Source organism: Pseudoalteromonas sp. 2CM32C, from assembly GCF_023161925.1.
Taxonomy (GTDB): Bacteria; Pseudomonadota; Gammaproteobacteria; order Enterobacterales; family Alteromonadaceae; genus Pseudoalteromonas; species Pseudoalteromonas marina.
On the sequence record NZ_JALNTI010000007.1, the window covers coordinates 67,785 to 80,601 of the forward strand.

Below are 12,817 nucleotides of genomic sequence, written 5' to 3' on the forward strand. Positions count from 1 at the left end.
AATGTTTACATGGAGTTATATTATGAAGTTTTTATTGTTTTTAGGCACTGTACGTGAGAGCTCCCCCCCTAAACCAGTACGTCTTGGAAGTAGAGTTAGTAAAGCATGTTTATTGTGTTTGCAGTCACACTTTAGTGAACATGAATTTGAAATAATTGATGCGTTAGATTACCCAAACGATCCTATATTTAAACCTCACTTTGCATATACACAGCACAATGCCCCCACTAAACTTAAAAATTTGGCCGATAAAATTAAATCTGCTGATGGCTACATAATGATCAGCCCTGAATATAATCACTCTATGAGCCCTGCATTAGCTGATCTTCTCAATCATTTTGGTAGTTCACTGTTTTCGTATAAACCTAGTGCGATTGTTTCTTATTCTGCTGGGCAGTGGGGTGGGGTTCGTGCTGCCATTAGTATGCGCACTTTTTTATCAGAACTAGGGTGTTTACCAGTATCGTCGATGATTCATGTTCCAAAGGCACAGGATGTGTTTAACGAGCTTGGAGAGTTTGCTACTGATGATGATCAGACCTCGTGGTTTAACTATTTTTCTCGTACATTTAATCAATTAATATGGTGGGCTGAGGCTGCTAAAATACAGGCTGAATGTAAAAACCCTCATAATATGATTGCAAGCTTTAAAACAAACCCCGCGCAGCGAAATGCGCCTAAAACGACTACAAATTAAGTTATTGTAATTTAAATTATATATATTTGTACTGTTTGGGTCATCAAAGAGAAGAGAAAGCGGTTAGGCGTAATGGAGCAAATAAGTACCCATTTACAGCTATACTGTTTTTATATACAGTATAGCTGTTGCGTTAATAAATACTAAAACAATAAACTAAGTGTTAGGCGTGCAGTTCTGGGCTCAATAGGATGAAAATGATTATCTTCAACGCCTTGAGCGGGCTCACCGGCTAAACGCGATGCATAATAGTAATCTATATCGTGGTCGGTACTGTTAAACAAGTTAAGTAATTCAAAGTCTACTTTCCAATGGGTTTGTTTATAGCTCACAGAGCTATTAACTACCGTTAGCGGGTTTGAGCGCTTATCACCGTCGTCTGTTAATGTGCGTTTACCGATATGGCGTACCCTGATCGATGATTGCCATTGTTTACTTAAGTGCCAATTTAAACCTGTACTTGCTACAACGGGTACAGCGCCTTCTATGTAATTGTTATTGTCATTTATATCTAAGCGAGAATGTGTAAACGAGGCTTCTAAATCAATATTAAATTGCTCGTTAATCCAGTAATAGGCACTCATTTCTAACCCATACCGCTTAGACGCATCACTTGGCTCTGTATTACCAGCATCTCCGACAAACAATAGTTCTGAGTCGAGTTTTAACCACCAAAGCGCAGCTGACATATTATATTTTTTTTCATCAGCAAATCGTAATCCAATTTCAGCGCCTTCACTTTTTACTAATAGATCGACTCGTTCGGCTTGATCACCTGTTACTGGGTCGATATTTATTGTGGAGCCGCGTGCATCGTTAGAGTGAAAAGATTGCCCCCAATTTGCATAAGCGGCTAGCAATTGAGTAAAGCGATAATTTAAGCTTGCTTTAAAACTGATTAAATCATCACTTGCTTTACCTGAGTTTACGGCGGTAATACTGGTTACATTTGTATCAAAATAGTCGTACCTTACACCTGCTGTTGCTTCTAGTTTTGGGGTAAATAAAAGTTTAGACTCCCAAAAGCTTGAATAACTCGTTTGCTTGAGTGCATCTTGCCTTACAGTGCTTAGCTGCTCTCTGGCTTTAGTGTTATAAAGCCCAACGTTATCTATATCGTCGTGTTTAAGCTCAAGCCCTGCAGTGTGTTGCATGTTTATGCCTGATGTTTTAGTTTCAAACTGATAACTTAAAGTGGTGCCATAAATATTGCGGCTATCTTGCTGATTAAACTGATCGTCATTAATTGGGTCATTTAAAAAATAACTGAAATTAGAATATAGGTTTAAATCGTAATTTATTACATAAGCGCTGGCTCTCAAATGCTCCCATTGCCAATTACCCGATAAACTATAACGACTAGAGCTGCCGCCAAGAGTGGTGTCGAGCGAGCCTAATTGTGTTATTAAATTTTGCGAAACAGCACGCTGTGGAATTTGATCGGCTGAGTTCCATGTGTTGTCGTATGCCATTGCGCTTATTGATAGGTCACCATTAAATGCTTTACCAACATAGCGTAGTACGGCATTTTTTTTATTCACGTCTTCGTTTATGTCATCCCAAGGGCCGTCGTAGCCTTGCCACTCAGCAGCCGCAATAAGTTTGCCTTTTTTAAGGTTAGTTGAGCCAAGTACTACCGCGCGTTTATAGTTATCTTCACCAATACTTAGTTCTATTTGCTGGTGCTTAACATTATCAACCAGTTTAAACTGTGCACTACCAGCACTTGAAAAATCACCTTGGCTTGCGCTATATGACCCCTTTTGATAGTTAATGGTAGAAATAGATTCGGGAATTATAAAGTTTAGATCGGTGTAACCTTGGCCATGTCCGTGGCTACGCATGTTGATAGGCATACCATCGATACTGGTGGCAAAGTCGGTCCCATGGTCTAAGTTAAATCCTCTAATAAAGTATTGGTTTGCTTTACCTGAGCCACTGTGTTGAGTAACCGCCATCCCCGGAATGAGCTCTAACATTTCAGCGCTTCTTAGCATTGGGCGATGCTCAATTTCACCTTGGCCAATAATGCCGCTAGAGGCACTGATTGATTCGCCAATTAAACCATCACGGTGCCCATATACAGTGAGCTTTTCTATATTGGCATGTACATAACCGCTATATAATGTGCCGATAGTTAAAATTGCTAATGTTTTCATCCTTAAAGTCCTATCTATTATGTTTACTATTCAGTGCTGTTTAAATTAAAACGACTAAGTAAACCTTTTGGATGCAACATTGAGTGTTTTATTATTCAAATAGGGCTTAAGTTTGAAAACTATATTGGTGCTATTGTAATGTCGTTATATAAAACTAATAATCAGAGTGTTAAAACTTACCAGTAACCACATAATTAGAGAGCCTGTATTGAAAGCCAAAGAAATTCGAAATTTTTACATTAACGAAGAGCAATCCGTATATTTGCTGTCGCATCGTGATGCTAAAAAACATCGCCAGTGGCTTAATATTTGTATTAAACAACTTACTTTGCTTGGTTATAAAAATGTAGAAATGATTGGCTCAGGTGCATTTGGGTTTGTATTTGCAGGTGAAGACGACAAAGGCTTGCCTTGGGTGTTTAAGTTTTCACGGATTACGCTTGCTCAAAGTGTACGTGACCGTCTTGAAGACGAAGCGTATATGCTTTCACAAATTAATAATCCGCTGGTGCCTAAATTTTATGCGTTTGAGCGCATTAAAAAGCAGGGCATTTTAATGATGGCGCGCGCCATGGGAGAAGACCTTGAAAAAGTGTCGCTTAAAGAGGGGCGATTTAGCGCGGCTAAAATAATGGCATTAGCCGTTAAATTACGTAATGTGTTACTTGATTTAAGTAACCACAAAAATGGCTTAAGTGCTCAACCAATTGTGCATGGAGATATAAAACCTTCAAATTTGGTGTGGGATGCGCAAACAGACGCTTTATCTTTAGTTGATTGGGGGAGTTCAGTATATGCCCAATTACACAGTAACGGTGAGCCCGTAGCCAGTAACTTTATGGATTTAATGTCGGGAGATTTAAGCACGACCAATGCACGTATGGGAGATGTGTACTTTATAGGCGAAGCGCAAATGTCGGGTGAGCAATCATCCCCGCGGTTTGATGAGCAAGGTGTTGCAGCAACTTTATATGCATTAGCGTCTGCACAGTCTTGCCGATTTGGTGCGCAGGCTATTCCTGCAATTTCTTTAGGACTACCTAAAGAGCTCGCTAACGTTATAGATGGCATGCTCAGTAAAAGTAAAACAGTACGTGATGCTGCAGGCGATTATTTTATACGTAATATACCAACAATGGCAAAAGCGTATTTACCCGATCTTAAATTAACACAGCAAAAAGCCGCCATCCCGTTTTGGTACGGTACCGATGAAGCGCCAGATACCGTAGTTTATAGCTCGCGTAAACAGTTTTTACGCCAAGCCGACCACAACCAACAGTTACTTGATGTAAATGATGCCCAGTTAGACCGATACTACAAAGAATTTTTATTTGATACTGGCGACACCGAAAAAGCATTTTTGGCCTCCATAAGCCGGCTTGCGAAATACCCAGCCGTGGGCGGGCTTAGTTTTCATTGGAAAGATGAATCGTTGTTTATTGAGTCGTCATTAATAATGCACGATGAGTCATTAGGCAAAGCATTTACAGATTCAATAAACAATACAGTGATGTTAGCCCAAGCAATTAACCAAAAAGGGCTATTTAAATGTTGTTTATTTGATGCACGTAAAACCATTCAATTAGAGCGAGATGGCACCGGTGCATTTAAGTTTGATAATCTTCCTGAGCTAGATTATGAAGTTGTGAGTGTTAAAGCTAACGAAATAACCCGGCCACATTCATACTTTGAAGATGGTAAAGATCCCGATGAGCAATTACAGCTTCCTAAAAAGGTAATTAAATGTGTATTTGAGCTAAACCAAATACACCATACTGGTTGTATTATTTTTGAAGCCTTGCCAGACAGAATGAAAATTCACCACTACTACAGGCTACTCGACTCGACAAAAGAGGCCGAATTTAAACGTTTGTTAAATAAACTAATGCAATATGCTGTAAACATTACCGATGTGGGCGTTGCGGGCTTTATGAAGCTACCCTATAAAAATACACGAGAGTTTGATTTGTGTGCACAACAAGCTGAGCAATTCTTTCCTAAAAACCCAAAACGCGTATAACGTGTCAGCATTTGTAATGGGTTTTATATGGCTTGGTAAAGCAGCCTAATACATTAAAATAACTCACTATGCGGAGACAATGGCTCTAGCTCAAATTGATGTATAAGCTGTTGCTGTTTGTTGGTAGCGGTAATTTTATAAGTTTGTTTACTACGGTTATTGGCAAATAAATTAATATTGAATTTTATATTGTTTGTCATTAGAGGTGTGAATCTGCCGGTAATGGTAATTTGATCAACAAATGTATTGTTACCGCTGTGCGCCATTTCTGGGTGTAATAACAGCCCTTCAATCGAAAAGCGATATTGCTGATCAGACAAATACACGTGCTTTTTAACCTGTTTACTAATGTGATTACGATATTTATTAAATTCAGTGAGTGAAAGTGTCCCATCGTTGTTTTCGTCAACGCCTAACAATGACGACGCAGGAAGCGAGAGCACAACAAACACGTGCTCTTCAACAACATTAAGGGTGCCATGTTGTGCAACTATTAAGTGAGCATGTGTTTTTTGAGATATACAAAAAGCGATAATAATTCCCCCAATGTTATGTATTAATTTTGAAAGGCGCATAACTTAAAGCTCTCCTTTTACACAACGCTGAAAAAACGGGTAAGTGTCAGTTGCATAGTAGTGATAAATACCATCTGGAAATTCCGGTGTTACGCCAATACGGCCATTGCATTCATCTAAATCACCTGAACCTGCAACGTATTCCCAGTCTTGTGCAAATGTTCCTAAAGGGTAAATGTCGGTAGAAGGTCTGTTTGTATTGACTGTGGTAACGTGTTGGTAACTGCCTGTCATTGCAACGAGTTCAGAAGTGGCATTGGTTGAATCTGAGTAGCCATAACGTGCATAAATAGGAAAGCCGTCTGCAGCCCAGCCGATTAGTGTCATGGTTGTTTCATTACCGCCTTGCATTGTTATAAACCCTTCGGGCATTCCATGGTAATGATACGTCCCATCTGGTTGCACATGGGCATTGTTTGCATCTGTGCCAAAACTAAATGTAGTTTGGCTTAAAGCTTCTATATTCCAGTTGCCGCTATTATCACCTAGGTCGCAATTTTCACCTGAGTCATCACAGCTACCACCTGTGCCGGCATCGATTTTAACGCCATTTAAAACAAGGCCTGTTATACCGCGAGGGCCGCCCATCATTGTAGCGGATGATGATTGAACTGGTGTTAATGTAAAGCTTTCATTTACTGATTGTTCTGCGATGGTATTGGGGTTAGCCGGATTAGGAAAAGTGCCTACGTCGTGGTCAGGAATTCCATTAGCAATGATGTCACGCGTTGTGCCTGTGCATGTCCAGTCAGCTGAGCTAGTTGTTTGTACAGAGTCAGCGTTGTTGTATTCATTGTAAGCGTACTCACATAAAACATTTTGTGTAGAACTCTTTGCATCAGCATTTGAACCGTCAACTGTTGTGCTATCAGTTATTACGTCGCTTATTGAAGTGCTTTGCTCAGAACCACCGCATGCAACAAGTGATGAGATTGCAGTAAAGCACACAATTAGTTTAAATTGTGCAACTGAATTTTTAGAAATACTATTTACTAGGGATGTACTCATAACTTTGAACTCACTGATAAAGAGATCAAAATATTATTCTGTAATTGTGCAAGCAATGTGCAAATATAAATGAAAATTATGCAATTAAACTTTTATATAAGACTAAACAAACGGTTTATTATAAAATTTGGGTATATAAGTAAGTACAGGTTGGATAAATGGCAAAGTTAAAACCCAGCGTTACGCTACAGAGTTATGGTATTTATTCAACATGGGATAGTAGCAGCAAGGCCCTTCCCCAAATTGAGCAATTTACTACCGATGTGATTGCTGAAATAGACGTAGAATTTGGGCTGATAGTAAATATAAAAAAAGCCAAAGGTGAAAAACTACATTTTTGTATTTACCACCCAGACATACCTAACGAAGAGGGGGATGTTATGCCGCCCTTTGAAGGCGTTGAATACGTTAAAGATAACGATTGGCACTTTTATCTTGGCGATACATTGTGGGAGCCTATTGGTAATAAGCTAGGCACATGGAGAATGACTTTAACGCTTAATAATAAAATAATTGCAGATAAAACATTTAATGTTTCATTAGAAGCGCAACAAACAGAAGTAGATTTTTGGAAAAAGCGCGGGTACTAGTTCTTAGGCATAAAGGCAACATAGGTTTAAATAAGCTAACTTATTCTATAGTGCTGCAACGCTAAGAACTTGCTACAACAAGGCATAAAAAAGCCAATAAAAATTGGCTTTTTAAACTCACTCTTAATTACCCCAAGGGTTACTTGGATTAGACCGTTGTTTGCGTTCTCGAGCACGTTGTTTAGTGGCTTTTTTAGCTTGAATGCGTTTTGCGTCACTAAAGCTTAGTTCACAAGGTTCACCTGGTTTATGTTCGGCCGGTATAACACGATCACGCGGCGGTAACTCGTACTGAACATCATCTGGTTTAGGCAAGTTTTTAAGGCGGTATAGGTAAAAATTTTCTACCTTTTCTTGTGCCCATTGGGTTTTACGTAAAAATTTTACAGCAGATTTAATATCTGGATTATTTTTAAAACAATTAAGCTGCAAGTAAGCATGCAGGAGTTCCCACCCGTATTGCTCAACCAGCTCTTCAACCACTTGTTCTAATTTTACGCCTTGCAGTGGATTATTACTGAAAAGTTCTTGGTTGCTCATAGGTGTTGCCTCGTAATTAAAATACAAAGTGTATTATAAATTTAATAACGAGGCTTTAATAGTGTAAATAGCCTAACCTTGGCAATTAACTACAACGCGGCCACGAATTTTACCTTCCATGAGTTGCTCGGCGTTTTCAATTACTTGCTCGAGTGTAATTTCTGTTGAAATTTTATCTAAATAGTCAGCTTTTACTAATGTAGCTAACCTTTCCCATGCTTCAATTCTGTCTGCTTTTGTTCGCATAACACTATCGATTCCAATAAGTGAAACACCTCGTAAAATAAAGGGCGCGACTGATGCGGGTAAATCCATGCCCTGGGCTAAACCACATGCAGTGACTACACCACCGTATTTAAGCGACGCACAAATATTTGCAAGCGTATGGCTGCCAACAGAATCTATAGCTGCAGCAAAACGTTCTTTTTGAAGCGGCTTCCCCGGGTTTGATAACTCATCTCTGTTAATTATTTGAGATGCACCAAGTTCTTTTAAGTATTCGCTTTGATCTACTCGTCCTGTGGCGGCGGTTACGTTATAGCAGAGCTGACTTAATAAATAAATAGCAAAACTGCCAACACCACCGTTTGCACCTGTAACTAAAATTTCACCATCGTCAGGTTTAACTCCTTGTTTTTCGAGTGCTATAACGCTCAACATAGCGGTATAACCGGCAGTCCCAATTTGCATTGCTTGTTTTGGACTAATAGCAGCGGGTAGGGGAATTAACCAGTCACTATTTAGCGCTGCTTTTTGTGCAAGGCCGCCCCAATGTTTTTCGCCAACACCAAAACCGTTTAAAATAACATGATCGCCATTTTTAAATTCATCGCTGGTGGAGGTTGTTACAGTGCCTACTAAATCTATACCGGGCACCATCGGAAAGGTTCTCACTACCGGGCCTTTACCTGTAATGGCTAGACCGTCTTTATAGTTTAATGTGCTGTACAACACATTTATTGTGGTATTTTCGTCAGGTAAATCATTTTCGTTAAGCTGCGCTAAAGAAGCGCTGTAGTTATTGTCTTCTTTATTAATAACAATGGCTTTAATTGGGTTATTCATATCATATCCTTTTAGACCGATCGTCTTTTAATTGGTTAATAAAAATGCATTATGTAAGTAATGCACGCAAAAACATTTCAGTGTATAGCGTAAGGGGTGTACTTGACTTGGTAAGTTTTGCTCGCATTACTGCGCCTTCCCAACCAATCCAAAAGTACTCGCTCATTAATTGTGTATTTACAGTTTTAGAAATAGTGCCTTGCTGTTTAGCTTGATTTAAACAGTTTTCAATTTGTTTTTGCCAAGCTGTGTAGCTTTGCAATAAGCGATTCTTAAATTCGTCGCTCAAGTGATTTAATTCTTGGTTTAAATTACCGACTAAGCAACCGCGTTTGTAATCGTACTTACCCATGCCTTTAATAGCACTTTGTGTAAAGTTTACTATGCGTTCCAGTGGGGGAATATTTTGTTGATCAAGGTAATGGTTTAGCTTTGCAATAAAGTAACTGTCGTAGGCGTCAACCAACGCAATGCCATAGGCTTCTTTGCTTTTAAAGTAATGGTAAAAAGAGCCTTTGGGTACTGAGGCTTTTTTTAATATTGTATCGAGTCCAGTGGCACTAAAGCCAAACTCTGTTAACGTTTCTAAACCCGTACGTATAAGTAACGCTTTAGTATCGGCGTTATCTCTGGCTATTTTAGGAGGACGGCCACGTCGTGGAGATACTGTATTATTTTTGTTCATAGCTACATATTAGACCGATCGGCTTTTAATGTGCAAGTACTAAATTCATCTGTTTAAAAATATTTTATGCATTACATTTTTGTTTGAACTTCAGTTATTTTTATTAGTCAATAATTATGGTTGATACACAAATTGTGCAACTTAGTAATTAATGGTTTTAGATAGATGCCTAGGTTGTATATTGTGGTGGTATGACCAGCTTGATTCTTTAAATGTTAATTCATTTTTGCATCAGCAGCTTAGTTAATGTCAAACAATTTAATTGTTTTTCTTATTTGAACTTTACATTTTTATTAACTATTCATTAATTGTAGATTTCACTTATGCTACAAAATATATAATTAAAAAAGGTGAGGATAATACCGATGAAGAGACAGAAAAGAGATCGTTTAGAAAGAGCTCATTCTCAAGGTTTCAAAGCAGGTTTAGCAGGTCGTTCTAAAGAGCTATGCCCTTATCAACAGATAGATCCAAAGTCAGAGTGGTTAGGTGGATGGCGAGAGGCAATTGAAAATCGAAATATGTATAAAACCTAATTATTACCCAAATTTAAGCAAAAAGGCCTCCAAATTGAAGGCCTTTTTGTATTTATATTGTAAATCTATTAAAAAGACGTGGTGTCTTGAAATAAACCTACTTTTAAATCTTTGGCTTCATATATTACGCGGCCATCTACTTCAACAGTGCCATCTGCAACACCCATGAAGAGTTTACGTTTAATTACGCGTTTCATTTCAAGGCGGTAGGTTACTTTTTTAGACGTTGGAAGTATTTGGCCTGTAAATTTAACTTCACCTACACCTAAAGCGCGCCCAAGACCAGGACCACCTGACCAACCAAGATAAAAACCCACTAGTTGCCACATTGCATCAAGGCCTAAACACCCTGGCATAACAGGGTCACCTTTAAAGTGACAATCAAAAAACCAAAGGGTCGGGTCAATATCAAGCTCAGCAATTATTTCACCTTTACCGTGGCTTCCACCATCAGCATTTATAGAGGTAATGCGGTCCATCATTAACATGTTATCGCTAGGTAAACGACAGTTGCCTTCACCAAACATTTCACCTTGACCACATAGGATCAATTCTTCTTTTGTATAGCTGTTTTTAGGTTCCATAACTCTTTATCTTCGCTTATAAATTGCCCGTACTTTAGCGTACACTTGTACGCTAAACAACTCGGAGCAGTTAAATACCTACTATATTGAGTATTAAATCATCAATCAAACAATGCGTTAGGTTTTTGCTTTATAAAACCGCGCAATTACAATCAAAAATCATTATAATTAACGCTGTCTTATAACTAGTCTAAAGGAAGTTTATGATCCTTTTTGTTAACTCACTTACTGTGATAGATTTTTCTTACTTATGTAACAAACGCGGCGCCGTTGGCGAGAGCTGGATTGTTGATTTAACTTTGCACGGTAAACTTAACGACGAGTCTATGGTGTTAGACTTTGGATTAGTTAAAAAACAAATTAAAGGTATTATTGATGAATGTATTGATCACCGTTTAGCTATTCCTAATAGCATAAATGGTTCAGTGACTGAATTTGATGAGCACAAAACACTAGATTGCACTTTTGGCGACAACCACCACTTGGCAATGAGTGCACCGCATCAAGCCTATTGTATGATTGATTCCGATGAAATTAATGTGGAGTCGGTAACTGCATTTTTAGTTGATACTATTTTACCTAAGTTGCCTTCAAATATAGAAAAAATAGAGTTATCGTTAAAACCAGAACATAGCCAAAGCTTTTATTATCATTATAGTCATGGTCTTAAAAAACATGATGGTAATTGCCAGCGCATTATTCATGGTCATCGTTCTCAAATAGGTATAAGCCTAGACGGTATTTCCATGCCACGCTTACAAAAAGAATGGGCAATGCAGTGGGAAGATATATACCTAGCAACAAGTGAAGACCAAATAGAACCGCAAAACTTAAAGTATATTAGCGCAAGAGATAATGATGTTTGTTTTGCTTATACATCAGCTCATGGCTATTTCGAAATGGCCATTAGTGAAACTCGCTGTGATATTTTACCGATAGACACAACCGTTGAATGTATTGCGGGGTATATTGCAGGGCAAGTTAAAGCCAAGCACCCTGAACAAAATGTTAAAATAACCGCGTATGAAGGGGTTGGCAAAGGAGCAATTAGTTATGCTTAAGTCACTTTTATCTGCGTTGGTTTTAGTAACATTTAGTGTAAATTCGTTTGCTGTTGAGCTAAAAGGGCACCTTACTCAAGGCGGCTTAGTAACAGGAAAGCTTAGCGATGCGCAGTCTGTTAGTTTAAACGACACACCGTTAAAGCTTTCAAAAAATGGTGATTTTGTATTTGGTTTTGGCCGTGACGCAAAAGCAAATCATACACTTAGCTGGGTTGATACGAATGGCAAAAAGCATACCCAGAATCTTATTATTACCAAGCGTGATTACAACATTGACAAAATAACGGGTGTTGCAAAAAAATACGTTTCTCCGCCTAAATCTGTAAGTGAACGTATAAGCAGAGAAGCGGTTGCGGTAAGAAATGCCCGTGCTGTTAATTCAGACCTTACTTACTTTTTAGACCCAGTATTAAAACCTGCACAAGGGCGAATTTCGGGTGTGTATGGCAGCCAGCGTTACTTTAATGGTGAACCACGTCGCGCGCATTTTGGTTTAGATATAGCTAACAAAACTGGTTCGCCAGTGTATGCGCCAATTGGTGGCACTGTTGTTTTTGCAGAACCCGATTTATATTATTCTGGCGGAACACTTATTTTAGATCATGGCCATGGTATTACCTCTACTTACATTCATTTAAGTAAGTTAGATGTAAACGTGGGTGATAAAGTTAAACAAGGTAATAAAGTTGCTGAAATTGGTGCAACCGGCCGAGTTACAGGCCCGCATCTAGATTGGCGCTTTAACTGGAAAGGCGAACGCCTTGATCCAGGCTTATTAATGCAAGATACGTTAGCCAACAAAAAGTAGAGACTATGACAGACGTAAATCGCGATGCAATTATTGCTCAGCGTATAAAAGATTCAACTACATCAGTTACAAAAACGGTATTCCCAGGGCGTACCAATCATCACAATACACTATTTGGTGGCGATGCATTAGCATGGATGGACGAGGTTGCATTTATTGCTGCAACGCGTTTTTGCCGTAAGCCCTTGGTAACTATTTCGTCTGACAGAGTAGATTTTAAAGAAGCAATACCTGCAGGTACATTTGCTGAACTAATAGCAAAAGTTGTGCATGTTGGTAACACAAGTTTAAAAGTAGATGTTGATATATTACTTGAAACAATGCATAAAGATGATAAACACTCGGCTATAAGCGGTAGTTTTACATTTGTTGCTGTAGATGATAATCATAGGCCAACACCTGTTGTTTGCGCCAAAATGATTAACGGTTTTAAGTAAAATTAATATAAAAATATAAGCACCCGAATTGGTGCTTATATTTTAGGTG

General features: G+C 38.6%; 14 protein-coding genes. 7 read left to right on the top strand and 7 right to left on the bottom strand.

What is annotated here, in order from left to right; genetic code table 11:
- Positions 1–22 precede the first annotated feature (22 nt).
- Positions 23–697, top strand: a complete 675-nt coding sequence (locus MTF67_RS13500; RefSeq protein ID WP_248519802.1) for an NAD(P)H-dependent oxidoreductase — start codon at positions 23–25, stop codon at positions 695–697.
- Positions 698–840: 143 nt separating this feature from the next.
- Here MTF67_RS13500 and MTF67_RS13505 read toward each other — a convergent pair whose 3' ends face one another.
- The gene (locus tag MTF67_RS13505) at positions 841–2,856 is read right to left on the bottom strand and encodes a TonB-dependent receptor (RefSeq protein WP_248519803.1); all 2,016 of its coding nucleotides are present in this window, start codon (positions 2,854–2,856) and stop codon (positions 841–843) included.
- A 208-nt stretch (positions 2,857–3,064) separates the two neighbouring features.
- Here MTF67_RS13505 and MTF67_RS13510 point away from each other — a divergent pair, with 208 nt between their 5' ends.
- A complete protein-coding gene (locus tag MTF67_RS13510) occupies positions 3,065–4,876 on the top strand; it encodes a serine/threonine protein kinase (protein ID WP_248519804.1) in 1,812 nt (603 codons plus the stop codon).
- Between the two features lie 53 nt (positions 4,877–4,929).
- Here MTF67_RS13510 and MTF67_RS13515 read toward each other — a convergent pair whose 3' ends face one another.
- Together MTF67_RS13515 and MTF67_RS13520 are read right to left on the bottom strand one after the other, a co-directional pair.
- On the bottom strand, positions 4,930–5,451 hold the full coding sequence (locus MTF67_RS13515; protein WP_248519805.1) for a hypothetical protein: 522 nt from the start codon (positions 5,449–5,451) through the stop codon (positions 4,930–4,932).
- 3 nt (positions 5,452–5,454) lie between these two features.
- Entirely contained in the window at positions 5,455–6,459 is a 1,005-nt protein-coding gene (locus tag MTF67_RS13520; RefSeq protein WP_248519806.1) for a YHYH protein, read from the bottom strand.
- A gap of 158 nt (positions 6,460–6,617) precedes the next feature.
- Here MTF67_RS13520 and MTF67_RS13525 point away from each other — a divergent pair, with 158 nt between their 5' ends.
- Positions 6,618–7,049, top strand: coding sequence for a DUF3859 domain-containing protein (locus MTF67_RS13525; RefSeq protein ID WP_248519807.1), 432 nt, complete (start codon positions 6,618–6,620; stop codon positions 7,047–7,049).
- 123 nt (positions 7,050–7,172) lie between these two features.
- Here the strand turns inward: MTF67_RS13525 and MTF67_RS13530 are convergent, their stop codons facing one another.
- The 3 genes from MTF67_RS13530 to MTF67_RS13540 all read right to left on the bottom strand — a co-directional run bounded on the left by MTF67_RS13530 (position 7,173) and on the right by MTF67_RS13540 (position 9,339).
- Positions 7,173–7,589, bottom strand: a complete 417-nt coding sequence (locus MTF67_RS13530; RefSeq protein WP_008126969.1) for a VF530 family DNA-binding protein — start codon at positions 7,587–7,589, stop codon at positions 7,173–7,175.
- Between the two features lie 72 nt (positions 7,590–7,661).
- Positions 7,662–8,654: an MDR family oxidoreductase gene (locus tag MTF67_RS13535; RefSeq protein WP_248519808.1), complete on the bottom strand. Its 993-nt coding sequence runs from the start codon at positions 8,652–8,654 to the stop codon at positions 7,662–7,664.
- Between the two features lie 49 nt (positions 8,655–8,703).
- Positions 8,704–9,339 carry a TetR/AcrR family transcriptional regulator gene (locus MTF67_RS13540; RefSeq protein ID WP_248519809.1) on the bottom strand — a complete coding sequence of 212 codons (636 nt, stop codon included), beginning with the start codon at positions 9,337–9,339 and terminating at the stop codon, positions 8,704–8,706.
- A gap of 365 nt (positions 9,340–9,704) precedes the next feature.
- On the opposite strand from MTF67_RS13540, the gene rmf reads away from it, so the two are divergent.
- Complete coding sequence (gene rmf / locus MTF67_RS13545; RefSeq protein WP_004586522.1) at positions 9,705–9,875, top strand: ribosome modulation factor; 171 nt, start codon at positions 9,705–9,707, stop codon at positions 9,873–9,875.
- Positions 9,876–9,943: 68 nt separating this feature from the next.
- On the opposite strand, the gene fabA is transcribed toward rmf, so the two are convergent.
- Positions 9,944–10,459 carry a bifunctional 3-hydroxydecanoyl-ACP dehydratase/trans-2-decenoyl-ACP isomerase gene (gene fabA / locus MTF67_RS13550; RefSeq protein WP_006792937.1) on the bottom strand — a complete coding sequence of 172 codons (516 nt, stop codon included), beginning with the start codon at positions 10,457–10,459 and terminating at the stop codon, positions 9,944–9,946.
- Between the two features lie 203 nt (positions 10,460–10,662).
- On the opposite strand from fabA, the gene MTF67_RS13555 reads away from it, so the two are divergent.
- Genes MTF67_RS13555 through MTF67_RS13565 form a run of 3 tightly spaced genes read left to right on the top strand, consistent with a single transcriptional unit; the run spans position 10,663 to position 12,768 of the window.
- Positions 10,663–11,520 carry a 6-carboxytetrahydropterin synthase gene (locus MTF67_RS13555; RefSeq protein WP_248519810.1) on the top strand — a complete coding sequence of 286 codons (858 nt, stop codon included), beginning with the start codon at positions 10,663–10,665 and terminating at the stop codon, positions 11,518–11,520.
- A complete protein-coding gene (locus MTF67_RS13560; RefSeq protein WP_248519811.1) occupies positions 11,513–12,331 on the top strand; it encodes a M23 family metallopeptidase in 819 nt (272 codons plus the stop codon). Before MTF67_RS13555 ends, MTF67_RS13560 begins: the two co-directional genes overlap by 8 nt.
- Positions 12,332–12,336: 5 nt before the next feature.
- A complete protein-coding gene (locus MTF67_RS13565) occupies positions 12,337–12,768 on the top strand; it encodes an acyl-CoA thioesterase (RefSeq protein ID WP_006792940.1) in 432 nt (143 codons plus the stop codon).
- Positions 12,769–12,817: the final 49 nt, after the last annotated feature.

Excerpts from the sequence above, each read along its gene's own strand:
- MTF67_RS13500 (WP_248519802.1), top strand. The coding sequence starts at position 23 with ATGAAGTTTTTATTGTTTTTAGGCACTGTACGTGAGAGCTCCCCCCCT.
- MTF67_RS13505 (WP_248519803.1), bottom strand. The coding sequence starts at position 2,856 with ATGAAAACATTAGCAATTTTAACTATCGGCACATTATATAGCGGTTAT.
- MTF67_RS13515 (WP_248519805.1), bottom strand. The coding sequence starts at position 5,451 with ATGCGCCTTTCAAAATTAATACATAACATTGGGGGAATTATTATCGCT.
- MTF67_RS13520 (WP_248519806.1), bottom strand. The coding sequence starts at position 6,459 with ATGAGTACATCCCTAGTAAATAGTATTTCTAAAAATTCAGTTGCACAA.
- MTF67_RS13525 (WP_248519807.1), top strand. The coding sequence starts at position 6,618 with ATGGCAAAGTTAAAACCCAGCGTTACGCTACAGAGTTATGGTATTTAT.
- MTF67_RS13530 (WP_008126969.1), bottom strand. The coding sequence starts at position 7,589 with ATGAGCAACCAAGAACTTTTCAGTAATAATCCACTGCAAGGCGTAAAA.
- MTF67_RS13535 (WP_248519808.1), bottom strand. The coding sequence starts at position 8,654 with ATGAATAACCCAATTAAAGCCATTGTTATTAATAAAGAAGACAATAAC.
- MTF67_RS13540 (WP_248519809.1), bottom strand. The coding sequence starts at position 9,339 with ATGAACAAAAATAATACAGTATCTCCACGACGTGGCCGTCCTCCTAAA.
- rmf (WP_004586522.1), top strand. The coding sequence starts at position 9,705 with ATGAAGAGACAGAAAAGAGATCGTTTAGAAAGAGCTCATTCTCAAGGT.
- fabA (WP_006792937.1), bottom strand. The coding sequence starts at position 10,459 with ATGGAACCTAAAAACAGCTATACAAAAGAAGAATTGATCCTATGTGGT.
- MTF67_RS13555 (WP_248519810.1), top strand. The coding sequence starts at position 10,663 with ATGATCCTTTTTGTTAACTCACTTACTGTGATAGATTTTTCTTACTTA.
- MTF67_RS13560 (WP_248519811.1), top strand. The coding sequence starts at position 11,513 with ATGCTTAAGTCACTTTTATCTGCGTTGGTTTTAGTAACATTTAGTGTA.
- MTF67_RS13565 (WP_006792940.1), top strand. The coding sequence starts at position 12,337 with ATGACAGACGTAAATCGCGATGCAATTATTGCTCAGCGTATAAAAGAT.